The sequence below is a fragment of the Sphingopyxis sp. NJF-3 genome, from assembly GCF_053514865.1.
On sequence record NZ_CM130726.1, the window covers coordinates 3803529 to 3818145 of the forward strand.

At 69.1% G+C, this 14617-nt stretch carries 12 protein-coding genes; 2 read left to right on the plus strand and 10 right to left on the minus strand.

Annotated elements, in window-relative coordinates; all coding sequences use genetic code 11:
• Positions 1 to 37: 37 nt before the first annotated feature.
• Complete coding sequence (locus ACOTSS_RS18385; RefSeq protein ID WP_448689400.1) at positions 38 to 2665, plus strand: glycoside hydrolase family 2 TIM barrel-domain containing protein; 2628 nt, start codon at positions 38 to 40, stop codon at positions 2663 to 2665.
• A 2-nt stretch (positions 2666 to 2667) separates the two neighbouring features.
• On the opposite strand, the gene ACOTSS_RS18390 is transcribed toward ACOTSS_RS18385, so the two are convergent.
• From ACOTSS_RS18390 to msrB, 4 genes are all read right to left on the minus strand, one after another.
• Positions 2668 to 3432 carry an SDR family NAD(P)-dependent oxidoreductase gene (locus ACOTSS_RS18390; protein WP_448689401.1) on the minus strand — a complete coding sequence of 255 codons (765 nt, stop codon included), beginning with the start codon at positions 3430 to 3432 and terminating at the stop codon, positions 2668 to 2670.
• Positions 3433 to 3457: 25 nt separating this feature from the next.
• Entirely contained in the window at positions 3458 to 4900 is a 1443-nt protein-coding gene (locus tag ACOTSS_RS18395; RefSeq protein ID WP_448689402.1) for an aldehyde dehydrogenase family protein, read from the minus strand.
• Between the two features lie 176 nt (positions 4901 to 5076).
• A complete protein-coding gene (locus tag ACOTSS_RS18400; protein WP_448689403.1) occupies positions 5077 to 7170 on the minus strand; it encodes a PBP1A family penicillin-binding protein in 2094 nt (697 codons plus the stop codon).
• Positions 7171 to 7340: 170 nt separating this feature from the next.
• The gene (msrB, locus tag ACOTSS_RS18405) at positions 7341 to 7748 is read right to left on the minus strand and encodes a peptide-methionine (R)-S-oxide reductase MsrB (RefSeq protein ID WP_448689404.1); all 408 of its coding nucleotides are present in this window, start codon (positions 7746 to 7748) and stop codon (positions 7341 to 7343) included.
• 161 nt (positions 7749 to 7909) lie between these two features.
• On the opposite strand from msrB, the gene ACOTSS_RS18410 reads away from it, so the two are divergent.
• On the plus strand, positions 7910 to 8425 hold the full coding sequence (locus ACOTSS_RS18410; protein ID WP_448691375.1) for a DUF4402 domain-containing protein: 516 nt from the start codon (positions 7910 to 7912) through the stop codon (positions 8423 to 8425).
• Positions 8426 to 8452: 27 nt separating this feature from the next.
• On the opposite strand, the gene pheT is transcribed toward ACOTSS_RS18410, so the two are convergent.
• The 6 genes from pheT to ACOTSS_RS18440 form a co-directional block, all read right to left on the minus strand.
• Positions 8453 to 10834 (minus strand): phenylalanine--tRNA ligase subunit beta, encoded by a 2382-nt coding sequence (gene pheT, locus ACOTSS_RS18415; RefSeq protein WP_448689405.1) that lies wholly within the window; start codon positions 10832 to 10834, stop codon positions 8453 to 8455.
• Positions 10831 to 11931 carry a phenylalanine--tRNA ligase subunit alpha gene (gene pheS / locus ACOTSS_RS18420; protein WP_448689406.1) on the minus strand — a complete coding sequence of 367 codons (1101 nt, stop codon included), beginning with the start codon at positions 11929 to 11931 and terminating at the stop codon, positions 10831 to 10833. The genes pheT and pheS overlap by 4 nt, the downstream gene beginning before the upstream one ends.
• 145 nt (positions 11932 to 12076) lie before the next feature.
• The gene (locus tag ACOTSS_RS18425) at positions 12077 to 12988 is read right to left on the minus strand and encodes a helix-turn-helix domain-containing protein (protein ID WP_448689407.1); all 912 of its coding nucleotides are present in this window, start codon (positions 12986 to 12988) and stop codon (positions 12077 to 12079) included.
• Between the two features lie 333 nt (positions 12989 to 13321).
• The gene (rplT, locus tag ACOTSS_RS18430) at positions 13322 to 13687 is read right to left on the minus strand and encodes a 50S ribosomal protein L20 (protein WP_448689408.1); all 366 of its coding nucleotides are present in this window, start codon (positions 13685 to 13687) and stop codon (positions 13322 to 13324) included.
• A 13-nt stretch (positions 13688 to 13700) separates the two neighbouring features.
• Complete coding sequence (rpmI, locus tag ACOTSS_RS18435; protein WP_037555449.1) at positions 13701 to 13904, minus strand: 50S ribosomal protein L35; 204 nt, start codon at positions 13902 to 13904, stop codon at positions 13701 to 13703.
• Between the two features lie 348 nt (positions 13905 to 14252).
• A complete protein-coding gene (locus tag ACOTSS_RS18440; protein ID WP_448689409.1) occupies positions 14253 to 14603 on the minus strand; it encodes a GFA family protein in 351 nt (116 codons plus the stop codon).
• Positions 14604 to 14617 lie beyond the last annotated feature (14 nt).

Here is a 14617-nt window from a genome sequence, read left to right on the forward strand (position 1 = left end):
ATATGATTCTTATATTTCAGAAACGCGGGAGATGGATGTGCGGTGGATCGCGACGATTTCGGTTCTGGCCCTGGCGGCGGCGATGCCCGCCGAGGCGCGCGAGACGCAGTCGCTCGCCGACGGCTGGTCCTTCGACTTCGGCATCCCCGACGAATCGCCCGTGCAGCCGGGCTTCGACGATAAAGGCTGGGCGAAGGTCGCGGTGCCGCACACGTGGAACCGGCTCGGCAATCCCGGCACGGCCCGCGACGCGACGATCGACGCCGACCGCGGCATGGGCTGGTATCGCCGCACCCTCTGCGCGCCCGCAGCGGGCAAGCGCAGCTTCCTGGAATTCGACGCGGCGAGCATCGTCGCCGACGTCTGGCTGAACGGCGTCAAGCTCGGCCACCACGAGGGCGCCTTTTCGCGCTTCCGCCTCGATGCGACCGCGGCGATGCGGGCCGGTTGCGACAATGTGCTGGCGGTGCGGACCGACAACAGCAAGCCCGATCCGGGCAGCGCGACCTGGCATGTCGTGCCGCTGTCGGGCGACTTCATGATGTTCGGCGGCCTCTATCGCCCGGTGACGCAGATCGCCGTCGATCCCGTCCACATCGACCTGATGGATCATGGCGGCCCCGGCGTTTACGGCCATGTCGCCGCGCTCGACGCGGCGGGGGCCGAGGTCGTCGTGCGCACGCGCCTCGCGAACGACGGCGCGAAGGCGGCCGAGGCGCGGCTGCGGGTGACCATCCTCGACGCCGATGGAAAGGCGGTCGCGCGCAGCGATCGCAAGATGCCGCTCGCCGCCGACGCGGTCGCCAGCGACGAGACGCGGCTGCGCGTCGCCGATCCGCATCGCTGGGACGGGCTCGCCGATCCCTATCTCTATCGCATCCTGGCCGAGGTTCGCGACGCGAAGGGCCGACTGATCGACCGGGTCGAACAGCCGCTCGGCATCCGCACCATCGCCATCGACGCCGAAAAAGGCTTTTTTCTCAACGGCAAGCCGCTCAAGCTCCATGGCGTATCCCGCCACCAGGACCGCTACGCCAAGGGCTGGGCGCTCGACCAGGCCGACCATGAAGAGGATATGGCGCTGATCCGCGACCTCGGCGCCAACACGGTGCGGCTGTCGCACTATAATCAGGCGACCCCCTTCTACGACCTCGCCGACCGCACCGGCATGATCCTGTGGGCCGAGCTCGGCCTCGTCAACCAGACCGCGCCCAAGGGGGTGAAGGACACGCCGCCCGAAATGCTCGCCAATGCCCAGATGCAGCTCACCGAACTGATCCGGCAGAATTACAACCATCCCTCGGTCGCGATGTGGTCGATCGGCAACGAGGTCACCAACTGGAGCTGGAAGGGACTGACCCCGTCCAACCCGCGGCCGCTGATGGAGGCGCTGAACGCGCTCGCCAAGCGCGAGGACCCGACGCGCCCGACGACGATGGCAACGTGCTGCGAGCCGCTGCCGGGCGAGGATGACGACCGGCCGATCCTGACCGGCATCGCCGATACCGTCGGCTTCAACCGCTATATCGGCTGGTACGGCAAGGGCTATGTCGACGAGGTCGAGGATCTCGACGCGCATCTGACCGAATTGCATCGCAAATTCCCCGGCCTGCCCGTTTCGCTCGGCGAATATGGCGGCGGCGGCGCGCTCAGTCAGCACACCGACAACGTCCATGGCGGCAAGGTCATGAACGTGTCGCGCCCGCAGCCCGAAGAGATCGAAAGCTATATCCACGAGCGCTCATGGGCGCAGATCAAGGGGCTCGAGTGGCTCTATGGCGCGTGGGTCTGGCAGATGTTCGACGCCGCGAGCGAGGTGCGCGAGGAAGGCGACACCACCGACGTCAACACCAAGGGGCTGGTCAGCTTCGACCGCAAGGTGAAGAAGGACGCCTGGTATTTCTACCAGGCCGCGTGGCGGACCGACGTGCCCGTGCTGCACCTGACCGGCAAGCGCTACACCGACCGCGCCTATCGCAGCGTCGACGTGCGCGCCTATTCGAACCAGCCGCGCGTGCGCCTGTCGGTCAACGGCCGCGACATCGGCTGGACGAATTGCATCGACGCGGTTTGCGTGTGGAAATCCGTCCGGCTTGATGCGGGTGCGAACGCCCTCGTCGCCGAGGCCGGCCCGGTGCGTGACAGCGCCCAATGGCGCTACGACGGCGGCGCGAACGACGTCCATATCCGCAGCGGCACGCTGACCGGCGCGGTGGTGGGCGGCGTCCGCTATGGCTCGGACAATTATTTCGAGGGCGGCAAGGGCGCGCCGCTCAACCGCTTCCGCCGCGAGATCTATGCCGCGCCGGGCAGCGAGAAGCAGGACCCGGTGCTGCAGGTGACCGGGACCGATATGCCCGCGCTCTACGAGAATTACCGCAGCGGCATCGCCGCCTACCGCGTTCCCGTCGCCAACGGCCGCTACCGCGTGACGCTCCATCTCTTCGAGCCGGCCGAGGACGCCGCGGGCAAGCGCGTGTTCGACGTCGCGGTCAGCGGCGGCGCGGCACGGCGCGGGGTCGACCCCTTCGCGCTCGGCAAGGGAAAGCTGAAGGCGGCGACGATCATCCTGCCGGCGAGCGTGTCGGACGGGATGCTGACGATCGATTTTGCGAAGCGGGTCGGCGAACCGATCGTCTCGGCGGTCGATATCGTCGCCGACTAGGGTCAGAAGGCGTGGAGCGCCCCGCCGTCGACCGCCAGCACCTGTCCGGTGACATAGGCGGCGGCGGGCGAGGCGAGATAGACCATCGCCATCCCGATCTCCTCGGGCGTGCCGAAGCGGCCCATCGGGATGCGCCGGTTGATCCGGTCGACGCGCGCGGGGTCCTTCGCGCTCGCGCTCCGGAACAGCGGCGTGTCGATCCAGCCCGGCGCGACCGCGTTGACGCGCACGCCGCGCGGTGCCAGTTCGGTCGCCAGCGAGCGCGTCAGGCCAACGAGCGCCGCCTTCGCCGCCGAATAGCCCGCGATCTCCGGGATGCCGAGGAACGATGCCATCGACGCGGTGAACAGCACCGACCCCGCGTCCTGCGCGGCGATCTGCGGCAGGAAGGCGCGGGTGAGCGCGAAGGCACCCGAAACATGGACGTCGAGCACCGACTGGAAATCGGCGGGCGTCATCGCGTCGAGCGGCTTCTTGACCGTGTTGCCGGCATTGTTGACGAGGATCGACACCGGACCGTGCGCGTCGGCGACGCGCGCCGCGAAATCCCCCGCCGCATCGACCGCGGTGACGTCGAACGCCATCGCCGATACGTCGCCGAGCTCGGCCTGCGCGCGGACGAGCTTCGCGGCATCGGTGCCGACGATCGTGACCGCCGCCCCGGCCTCGCGCATGCAGCGCGCCGCCGCGAGGCCGATCCCGCTGCCGCCGCCGGTGATCAGCGCATGGTGGCCGGAGAGGCCGAAGGGTGACGCAAGATCGGCCATGACTTCCTCCTCGTCGGCGTGGCCGTCAGTCGGCGGTATAGACGGTCTTCATCTGCGTGTAGAATTCGACCGCGGCGAAACCCTGTTCGCGCGGGCCATAGCTCGACCCGCGCGTGCCGCCGAAGGGGACATGATAGTCGACCCCGGCGGTCGGCAGGTTGACCATCACCATCCCCGCGCGGACGTTGCGGCGGAAATGGCGCGCGTGCTTGAGCGAGGTGGTGACGATGCCCGCCGACAGCCCGAACTGGCCCTGATTGGCGAGCGCGAGCGCCTCCTCGTAATTGCCGACGCGGACGGTGGAGACCACGGGGCCGAACACTTCCTCCTGGTTGATCCGCATCGCGGGGTCGGTGTCGGCGATCAGCGCCGGGCTCATATAATAGCCGGGCGACGCGAGCCGCAGCGCCTCGCCGCCGGTGACGAGCCGGCCGCCCTCCTGCTGCGCGAGTTCGACATAATGGCGGTTCTGCTCGAACTGCTGCTCGCTCGCCGCCGGACCGACCTGGGTATCGGGGTCGAGCGCGGCGCCGACCTTCAGCGCCCGCGCGCGCTCGGCGAGCGCGGCGACGAAGCGGTCGTGGATCGCATCTTCGACGATCACGCGGCTCGACGCGGTGCAGCGCTGGCCGGTCTGGAAGAAGCCGCCGTCGAGCGCGATGGCGACCGCCTTGTCCAGATCGGCGTCGGCGAGGACGACGAGCGGATTCTTGCCGCCCATCTCCATCTGCACCCGCGCCTGCCGCGCCATCGCGGCCATGCCGACCTTCGCGCCGACCGCCTGCGAACCGGTGAAGCTGACCCCCGCGATGCCGGGATGGTCGGCGATCGCGGCGCCGACCCCGCCCTGGCCGAGCACGAGGTTGAAGATGCCGCCCGGTGCCTTCAGGCCGTCGGCCGCCTTGTGGATGATCGCCGCGAGCGCGTGGGCGATCGCCGGGGTCGCATTGGCGGGCTTGATGACGACGCTATTGCCGAAGGCGAGCGCAGGCGCCGCCTTCCACGCCGGGATCGCGATCGGGAAATTCCACGGGGTGATCAGGCCGAACACGCCCACCGCCTCGCGATACGTCGCGGCGTCGACGCCGGGGCGGGTCGATTCGAGTGTCTGGCCGTGGCGGCGCAGCGCCTCGCCCGCGAAATATTTGAAGATGCGCGCGGCGCGCAGCACTTCGCCCGTCGCCTCGGCGCGGGTCTTGCCTTCCTCGCGCGCGAGCAGCTCGCCGAGCGCGGCCGCCTGTGCGAACAGCTCGGTCCCGACGCGGTCGAGCAGGTCGGAGCGCAGTTCGGGCGACGCCTGCGACCAGGCCGGGAAGGCGGCGGCGGCGGCCTCGACCGCCGCGTCGACCTCGGCCGCGCCGCCGGCGGGATAGGTGGCGACGATCTCGTCGGTGTTCGAGGGGTTCAGGCTTTCGAACGGCGTGACGGCGGCGACGGGCTTGCCGCCGATGAAATGGGTGAGCTGCATGCGATCCTCGCTGGCCGGTGACAGGGCAGGTGGCGAACGGGCGGGGCGCGCACGCTCGCCGTCCGCCCCGGCCTATACAGAGTCGGACGGCGCTGTGTAAATCACGTTATTATATGACTATATAACTTCAGGCAAATCGGGAAGCTGGGCTCCCGGATCGCCGCGTTCCGACCGGCCTAGTTTGCCTCGCCCGCCGAATCGCGCTGCGGGGTGCGGGCGGGCGGAATGCGGATCACCGGCGGCGCGGGTCTGGCGGGGGTGGCCTGGCTCCCCTTGGGCGCCGCACCACCGTCGGACGGCGGGCGCCGCCCGGTCTGCTCCTCGATCCATTGCTGGTTGAGCACCGGGCCTTCGTCGGCGGGCGGCGGCGCGACGTCGCCGCCTTCGGGGGGCGGTGCCGCGCCGGGCAGCTCGATCGGCATGCCGTTCTCGTCGACCAGCCCGCCATCCTCGGGCGCGCCGAACATCGCGCCATCGTCTTCCTCGAGCTGCCATTCGGGCAGCTTCACCTCGGTATCGAACGCCTCGACCGGGCGGCGCGCCACCGCGACGCGCATGTAATCGGCAAAGGCCTTGGCGGGCGCGCGGCCGCCCTGCAGCCCGCCGACCGGCTTCGCATCGTCGCGGCCCATCCAAACGCCCGTCGTCAGCCCGCTCGAAAAGCCGAGGAACCAGCCATCCTTGTTGCTCGACGTCGTCCCGGTCTTGCCCGCGACCGGGCGGCCGATCTGCGCCGCGCGGCCGGTGCCGGTGTTGACCGCGGTCTGGAGCAGGTCGGTGATGCCCGCCGCGACCCAGCTGTCGACGAGCTGCTGGCCGCCCTCGGGCTTGCGCTGATAGAGCAGGCGGCCGTCGGCGGTCGTCACCTTGGTGATGCCATAGGGCTCGACCGACACGCCCTTGCGCGCGACCGCGGCGAAGGCGGCGGTCATGTCGATCACGCGCACCTCGGCGCTGCCGAGCACCATCGAGGGGTGGGTGTTGATCGGCGTCGTGATCCCGAAGCGCCGCGCCATGTTGGCGACCGAGGAAAAGCCGATCTCGCTTCCCAGCTTGGCCGCGATCGTATTGACCGAATAGGCGAAGGCGGTGCGCAGGCTCATCGGCCCGGCGAAGCGGCCCGACGAGTTGCGTGGGCTCCAGCCGCCGATCGTCACCGGCTCGTCGACCACCTCGTCGTCGACCTTATAGCCCGCCTCGAGCGCCGCCATATAGACGAACAGCTTCCACGCCGACCCCGGCTGGCGCACCGCCTGCGTCGCGCGGTTGTAGTTCGACGCGACATAGTCGGTGCCGCCGACCATCGCGCGCACCGCGCCGTCGCGGTCGAGCGAGACGAGCGCGCCCTGCACCCCGCGCGGCGCATTGGCCTGCACCGCCGCGGTCGCCGCGCGCTGCATGCCGAGGTCGATCGTCGTATAGACGTCGATCGGCTCATTGCCCTCGTCGATCAGCATGTCGAGCTGCGGCAGCGCCCAGTCGGTGAAATAGCGCGCGCTGTTCTGGCCCGTTTCCTGCGCCAGCTCGACGTCGGCGGGCTTGGCGGCGTCGGCCTGCGCCTGGGTGATGACCCCGGCGTCGACCATCACCTTCAGCACGACCCCGGCGCGGCCGAGCGCGGCCTGCGCGTCGGCGGTCGGCGAATAGCGCGACGGCGCCTTGACCAGCCCCGCGATCACCGCCGCTTCCGACAGCGACATGTCGGTCGCGCTATGGCCGAAGAAGCGCCGCGACGCGGCGTCGATGCCATAGCTGCCGCCGCCGAAATAGACCTTGTTCAGATAGAGCTCGAGAATCTCGTCCTTCGAGAATTTCCATTCGAGCGCCATCGCGAGCACCATCTCGCGCAGCTTGCGCGACCAGGTGTAGCTGTTCGACAGGAAGACGTTGCGCGCGAGCTGCTGGGTGATCGTCGAGGCGCCCTGCATCCGCCGCCCGCTGCCGTAATGCTCGACCGCGAACACCCCGGCGCGCGCAAGGCCGACCGGGTCGACGCCCGGATGATAGCGGAAACGCCGGTCCTCGACCGCGACCATCGCGTCCTGCATCACCTGCGGCGTCTCGCGCAGCGTCAGCCAGCGGCCGTAATTGGGGCCGAGCGAAAAGAAGATGGTGCCGTCGGCGGCGTGGATGCGCACCGTCTGCCCGGCGGGCGATTTCTTGAGTTCCTCGAAGCTCGGAATGCGCTGCGCCGCGATGCCCACCGCGACCGCGATCGCGACCAGCGCGACGATCGCGAGGCCCACGCCCCAGCGGAGGATCCGGCGCACCCAGACGCGAAGGCGCGAGGGCCCGGCGCTTCCGGAACCGCGGCTCTTCTGGCCTCCCGATGACGATTTACCCGACGATGCCTGCTGTCTTTCGCGGCGCAAAGCCTCTGTTCCTTCCCTCGCCGCGCCCCTGCCGGCGCGGCCCGTTGACGTCGGCCCCCCGGCGGTGGTCAGTCCTCGCCAGCTTCCGCCTCTTCCCGCCCGCGCTCCGCGAAGTCAAGCGCCGCGCTGTTGATGCAATAGCGCAGCCCCGCCGGCCCGGGCCCATCGGGAAAGACATGGCCCAGATGGCCTTCGCATGCGGCGCAGCGCACTTCGGTGCGTAGCATGCCGTGGCTGGTGTCGGTCAATTCGGTCACCGCGGCTTCGTCCGCGGGGGCGGTGTAGCTCGGCCAGCCCGACCCGCTGTCATATTTGGTGCGGCTGTCGAACAGCGGCGCGCCGCAGCCGGCGCAGCGATAGACGCCGTCGCCCTTATGGTCGACATATTTGCCGGTGAAGGCGCGCTCGGTGCCGCCTTCGCGCAGCACATGGCGCGCCATCGGGTCGAGGTCGCGGTCGGCTTTGGGATCGGTCATGGCGTGAACTCCTCTGCGCGCGCCCGATGTCGGCGCGCCGGTCTGCCCGTCATATCGGCCCGCCACCGCCGCGCCGCAAGGGCGGCATGGCCCGGCCGTCGATGCGGCGGGGCCGCTTTACGGCGGATTAACCATGATGTGCCAGAAGGGCAGGCGTGAAGATGCGCCCGATCCCTGCCCTGCTGCTTGCCCTCGCCGCGCCGTCCGCGGCGTCCGCGCAGTGCCTGCTCTGCGCGAAGGATGCCGCTTCGCCGTCCGCGTCCGGACGGTCGGACCCAACCGAGACCCCGCTCCATGTCGATATCGAAACCCAGCTCGACATGGGCCGCGTCGCGGTCGGCACGATGGGCGGCGCGGTCGAGCTCGATCCCATATCGGGCGCGCGGCGCCTCAGCGGCGATCTCGCCGATCTCGGTGGCTTCGCGGTCAGCGGCGTGGTGACGGTGCGCGGCGCGCCGGGCGCCGAGCTGCGCATCGTCCTGCCCGCGGCGGTCGAGCTTGCGGGAACCGGCGGCCGCACCGCGACGGTCACCGGTTTCGTCACCGACCTGCCGCCCGCGCCGCGCCTTGGCCCCGACGGACGGCTTCGTTTCCGCTTCGGCGGTCGCCTGCAGCTCGCGGCGCTCGACGACGGCGACTATCGCGGGCGGATTCCGGTGACGGTCGAGTATCAGTGACGCGCGGGGCGCGCCAGGGTGCTGACCCTAGCCCCGCAGCACCGCTCCCAGCTTCGCCGCGGCGGCGACTACCTTGTCGGCGATCGCTTTCAGCTCGGCGTCGGTGAAGCTCTTTTCCTGCGGCTGCAGCTCGACCTCGACCGCAAGGCTGACCTGCCCCTCGGGGACGCCCTGTCCCGCGAAGCGGTCGAACAGCCGCGCGTCGACGATGCTCGCCTTGTCGGCGCCGCGGATCGCGCGGACGAGGTCGGCGGCGGCGAGCGCTTCGGGCGCGAGGAAGGCGAAGTCGCGGCGCACCGATTGCAGCGCGGGCGGGGTGAAGGCCGCGCGTGCCGGACCGCTCGCGCGCTTCGCGGGGATCGCATCGAGGAAAATCTGCACCGCCATCACCGGGCCGTCGACGTCGAAATGGCGCGTCAGCGCGGGGTGGAGCGCGCCGAATTCGGCGAGCACCGTCTTGGGGCCGAGGCGCAGCGTCGCCGCCTGGCCGGGGTGCCAGATCGCGCCGTCGGTCACCGCTTCCATCACCTGCAGCCGGTCGGCGGGCGCGCCCGCGGCTTCGAGCAGCGCGAGCGCCGCCGCCTTCGCGTCGAACGCGTCGAAGGTGGCGGCCTTGCCCGCCTGCCAGCCGCGCGCGCTCCTGTCGCCCGCCATCAGCACGGCGAGCGTCGGATGCTCGGCATCGGCGAGATAGCGGCGGCCGATCTCGAACAGGCGGATGCTTTCGGCCCCGCGATTCTGGTTGCGCGCCGCCGCCGAAAGGAGGCCGGGCAGCAGCGAGGGGCGCATCACCTTCAGATCCTCGCTGATCGGGTTGGCGAGGATCCAGGCGCCGCCGCCGAAGGGCGCCGCCTCGCGCTCCGAAACGAAGCTCCACGTCACCGCTTCGTGGAAGCCCGCGGCCGCGGCGGCGCGGCGCAGACGGCGTTCGAGCAGCTGATCGGCGGTCGCGGTCGGTTTCGCGACGCCGTCGGTGCGCGGCAGCGGGGTCGACGGGATCGCGTCGAAGCCGTGGATGCGTGCGACCTCCTCGACGATGTCGGCGGGGCCGTCCATGTCGCGGCGCCAGCTCGGCACGGTGACCTGCCACAGCGCCCCGAGCTCCATCACGGTGAAGCCGAGCGCTTCGAGAATCGCGCGCTGCTGGTCCTGCGGAATCGCGACGCCGCCCAGCGTTTCGGCGAGCGCGGGGTCGTAATCGATGTGCCGCGCCGCGACCGGCGGCGTGCCCGCGCGCGTCACCGCCGAGGGGGTGCCGCCGCACAGGCTGAGGATATGGCCGGTGACGATCGCGGTCGCATCGTCGAGGAAGGCGGGGTCGACCCCGCGCTCGAAGCGGCTGCGCGCGTCGCTGGTCAGGCCGAGCGCCTGTCCGGTCAGCGCGATGCGCTCGGGGGTGAACCAGGCGATTTCGATCAACACGTCGGTCGTCGTCTCGCTGCACCCCGAATGCTCGCCGCCCATGATCCCGGCGATGTCGTGGACGCCGGCGTCGTCGGCGATCACCGTCATCGTGTCGGTCAGGCTATAGTCCTTGCCGTTCAGCGCGGCGACCGTCTCGCCCGTCCTGGCGCGGCGCGCGACGAGCGCGCCCGACAGCTGCGCGCGGTCGTAGATATGGCTCGGGCGGCCGAGGTCGAACATCACATAGTTGCTGATGTCGACGAGCGCCGAGATCGAACGCTGGCCGATCGCCTCGAGCCGCCGCCGCATCCATTCGGGGGCGGTGCCGTTGACGACGCCGCTGATCGTGCGGCCATAGAAGGCCGGGCAGCCCTCGGGATCGTCGGTGCGGATTTCGGTGGCGGGCGCGCCTTCGCCCTCGATCGTTGGGACGTCGAGCGGCTTCAGCGTACCGAGCCCGGCGGCGGCGAGGTCGCGCGCGATCCCGCGCACGCCCATGCAGTCCTGCCGGTTGGGGGTGATCGAGACGTCGATCACCGGGTCGCCCGCACCCGCATAATCGGCGAAGGGGGTGCCGACCGGCGCGTCGGCGGGAAGCTCGATGATGCCGTCATGGTCGTCGCCGAGTTCGAGCTCGCGCGTCGAGCACATCATGCCGTTCGATTCGATCCCGCGCACCGCGGCGACCTTCAGCTCCATGCCGTTCGCGGGCACGACCGCGCCGGGCAGGCCGAGCACGCCGACCAGACCCGCGCGCGCGTTCGGCGCGCCGCAGACGACCTGCAACACGCCCTCGCCCGTATCGACGGTCAGCACCTGCAGCTTGTCGGCCTGCGGATGCTTCTCGGCGGTCAGCACCTTGGCGACGCGGAAGCCCGCGAGCTTCTCGGCCGGATTTTCGACGCCTTCGACCTCGTGGCCGATGCGGTTCAGGGTGGCGACGACGTCCGCGACGCTGAAATCGCCGTCGAGATGCTCGCGTAGCCAATCAAGGGTGATCTTCATGCCGAAATCCCCCCGCTCAGCGTCGGGACCGACAGCGCGCCGAACCCGTAGTGCGACAGCCAGCGAAGGTCGCCGTCGAAGAAGGCGCGCAGGTCGTCCATGCCATATTTCAGCATCGCGAGCCGGTCGATGCCGGCGCCGAAGGCAAAGCCCTGCCATTCGTCGGGGTCGAGTCCGCAATTGGCGATGACCCGGCGGTTGACCATACCGCTGCCGAGCAGTTCCATCCACGCATGGCCTTCGTCGTCGCCCGACCCGCCGACGATGCGGCGGCCCTTTTCCTGGCGGTAGCCGACATCGACCTCCGCCGAAGGTTCGGTGAAGGGGAAATAGGAAGGACGCAGGCGCAGCACGATGTCGTCGCGCTCGAAATAGGCCTTGAGGAAGGTTTCGAGCGTCCACTTGAGGTGCCCCATGTGGATGCCGCGGTCGATGACCAGACCTTCGACCTGATGGAACATCGGCGTGTGCGTCGCGTCGCTGTCGCTCCGATAGACGCGGCCCGGCGCGATGATGCGGATCGGCGGCTCATCGCTCATCATCGTGCGGATCTGCACCGGCGAGGTGTGGGTGCGCAGCAGCATCGCGCGGCCCGCGGCATCGTTCATCTGCGTCGGGAAATAGAAGGTGTCGTGCATCGCGCGCGCCGGATGCGTCTCGGGGATGTTGAGCGCGGTGAAATTGTGCCAGTCGTCCTCGATCTCGGGGCCGGTCGCGACCGCGAAGCCCATGTCGGCGAAGATTTCGGCGAGCTCGTCCATCACCTGGCTAACCGGATGGACGCTGCCGCGGGGTGCCGCATCGGCGGGCAGCGTCATGTCGAGCCGCTCGCCCGCGAGCTTCGCCTCGAGCGCCGCGCCTTCGAGCGCGGCCTTGCGGTCGGCGATCGCGGCGGTGACGGCTTCGCGCAGCGCGTGGATCTGCGGTCCCTGCACCTGCCGTTCCTCGGGGCTCATCGTCCCCAGCGTCTTGAGCAGCACCGAAACGCTGCCCGTCTTGCCGAGCGCGGCGACGCGCAGCGCTTCGAGCGCGTCGAGGTCGGCGGCGGCGCCGATGTCGGCCACGAGCCGGGCCTGCATGGCCGGATAATCACTCATCGTCGTTCGTCCTGCGGCGGCGGAGCGCAAGCCGCGCCGCCACTTTTCATCCTTGGCTTGTCGAGCTGCTGGCGGCGGAAAACCCGCTTTCGGCCCGCCGCCGCTTGCACCGAAGCGGCCGGGCGGGTCAACCCCAAGCTTGGGCCTAGGCTTGCGGGCGATGCAGCCCCTGGACCGCCTCGCCCGCCGCGGCGGCGCGCGCGCGGGCGGCGGCGCCGAGGATCGGCTTGGGCCGCGCCGCATAAGCCCGCGGGCTCATCCCCATGAAGCGCTGAAAGTCGCGCGTGAACTGCGCCTGATCGTGATAATGATGGTCGAGCGTCGCGATCCACGCCATCGACGGGTCGAGCATGAAGCGCGCGAGGCTGCGCAGGAAACGCTGGCGGCGCAGCAGCAGCTTGGGCGGAAAACCGAAAGCACGGCGGCTGAGCCGTTCGACCGAACGTTCGGACAAGTCCAGCGTCGCCGCGAGATCGGCAACGCTGCCCAGATCGTCGTCGATCAGCGCGCGGTGCGCGGCGAGGATCGCCGGGTCGTCGGCGGGCGCGCCCGCGAGCAGGCCGACGAGATGATCGTCGATCATCCGGGCAGCCGCCTCGACGTCATTGGCGCGGGCGAGCCGCACGCCGAGCGGCGCGAAGGCGGCAAAAGCGGGATGCCCGGCGCCGTCGCAGAAACGGTCGGCGAGCGCCTCGGCGGGCAGCGGAACGAATTTGGCCCAGCCCATCGGCAGGACGCCGACCCCCCACGCGCGCATCGCGCCCGCGGCGAAATAGGTCGCCATGCTCGTCGGGCCCGCCGCGATGAAGGCGGGCGCGGGTGCCGGCGTCTCGCAGCCGATCGCCGCCAGCGGCGGCTCACCCGTGATGAAGCGCAGATTCGCCCATTCGGGGTGTAGATAATCCTCGACCCACACGCCCGGCGATGCGTCGACCTCGGTCAGATAGATGATGCTGGCATAGGGACGTAGCGCCGCCGACACCGGAAAGAAGCGCGTCCTCACGCACGTCTCCGCGCCGCCGGCTGCCGCCGCGCTGCTTTCCTTCCCCACGGTCATGCCTTTGAGTCTCTAAGGATCGGCGGAAAAAACAACAAGCCGGGACCGCCTATTGTCGGTTTCTTACAATTTTTGTCATCGATATGACGCTATATGTAAACGCCTGTGTGCACGTCTTTGTGCCACATTGTGGGGATACTTCCGCCGGCCGTCAGCTTTTCTGCGACCCACGGCTAACCGGTTCGGAGGGAGGGGGGCGGTGAATCCTTGCGGATCATCGTCGAGACGGCGCGGGAGGTCTGACCTCCCGCGCCGTCTTTCTTTGCGGTGATGCGCACGAAAAAGGGCGGCCCCGCCGGGACCGCCCTCTTGCTTTGGCAATGATGCCGGAGGTCAGGCTGCCTTGGGTAGCGCCGCCTTCGCCTGCGCGATGATCGCGGTGAACACGCCGCCTTCGTTCATCGCGAGATCGGCCATGACCTTGCGGTCGAGTTCGATCCCGGCCAGCTTCACGCCGTGCATGAACTGCGAATAGGTCAGGCCTTCGGCGCGAACCGCGGCGTTGATGCGCTGGATCCACAGGGCGCGGAAGCTCCGCTTCTTCACCTTGCGGTCGCGATAGGCGTATTGGCCGGCCTTCTCGACCGCCTGCTTGGCGATGCGGATCGTGTTCTTGCGACGGCCGTAATAGCCCTTCGCCTGCTTCAGAATCCGGTTATGCTTGGCGCGCGTCGTCGTGCCGCGTTTGATGCGTGACATGGTCTAGCGCTCCTTACTTCAGGCCATAGGGCGCCCAGAGGCGCACATGGGCCGCGTCCGAATCGCTGAGCACGCTGGTGCCGCGGTTGGTGCGGATATATTTCGAATTGTGGCTGATCAGGCGGTGGCGCTTGCCGGCGACGCCGTGCTTCACCTTGCCCGAGGCGGTGAATTTGAAGCGCTTCTTCACACCGCTCTTGGTCTTCATCTTGGGCATTTTGGTCTCCTTCGGAAGTCCGTTTGCGTACCGGCCTGGCAGCCCTTTCAGCCAGCCGGCACAATCGGAAGGCGCGCGCTTAGGGGGATTCGCGCTGAAATGCAAGCGTTGCATCGTTGGGCGCTGCGACTCCGCCGCTCGAGTTTCGCTCGGGCAATGGATATTGGTTTCGCACAAAGCCACGAAGCCACGAAGAAGGTCGCATCAGTCTTTGCAGGCGTTTGTCGCCGCAGGCGATCAGAAAGGCGCTCCGCGCAGTTTGACAGGCAGCCGGGGTGTTGTCCGCAGACCTCTTCGTGGCTTTGTGCGAGACACATTTCAGCCCGACCAAGCCGCACGGGCATTCCTCTAGAAACTCGCGCCGTCGACCTTCTGGACATTTAGCGCGTCGAGGTCGGCCTCGGGGACGCAGCGCAGATTCACCGCCGCCATCTTTGACCCATCAGGTCCGGTGCCGACCGAAAAGCCCTGGCAGCCGCAGTCGGTGCAGAATTGATGGTCGATATTATGCTTGTTGAACTTGTAGGAGGCGAGCTTGTCGGCGCCGCCCGTCAGCCGGAACTGGTCGATCGGCACGAAAGCGAGCAGAAATCCCTTGCGGCGGCAGTGCGAGCAGTTGCAGCTCATCGCCGTTTCGGGGATGTCCCCCTCGACCGTGTAGGTCACCGCGCCGCAGTGGCAGCTTCCGTCATAGGCCATGATCGCCTCCTCCC

Coding starts and splice junctions, on each gene's coding strand:
- ACOTSS_RS18390 (WP_448689401.1), bottom strand. CDS start 3,432: ATGGCCGATCTTGCGTCACCCTTCGGCCTCTCCGGCCACCATGCGCTG.
- ACOTSS_RS18395 (WP_448689402.1), bottom strand. CDS start 4,900: ATGCAGCTCACCCATTTCATCGGCGGCAAGCCCGTCGCCGCCGTCACG.
- msrB (WP_448689404.1), bottom strand. CDS start 7,748: ATGACCGATCCCAAAGCCGACCGCGACCTCGACCCGATGGCGCGCCAT.
- ACOTSS_RS18410 (WP_448691375.1), top strand. CDS start 7,910: ATGCGCCCGATCCCTGCCCTGCTGCTTGCCCTCGCCGCGCCGTCCGCG.
- pheT (WP_448689405.1), bottom strand. CDS start 10,834: ATGAAGATCACCCTTGATTGGCTACGCGAGCATCTCGACGGCGATTTC.
- pheS (WP_448689406.1), bottom strand. CDS start 11,931: ATGAGTGATTATCCGGCCATGCAGGCCCGGCTCGTGGCCGACATCGGC.
- ACOTSS_RS18425 (WP_448689407.1), bottom strand. CDS start 12,988: ATGACCGTGGGGAAGGAAAGCAGCGCGGCGGCAGCCGGCGGCGCGGAG.
- rplT (WP_448689408.1), bottom strand. CDS start 13,687: ATGTCACGCATCAAACGCGGCACGACGACGCGCGCCAAGCATAACCGG.
- rpmI (WP_037555449.1), bottom strand. CDS start 13,904: ATGCCCAAGATGAAGACCAAGAGCGGTGTGAAGAAGCGCTTCAAATTC.
- ACOTSS_RS18440 (WP_448689409.1), bottom strand. CDS start 14,603: ATGGCCTATGACGGAAGCTGCCACTGCGGCGCGGTGACCTACACGGTC.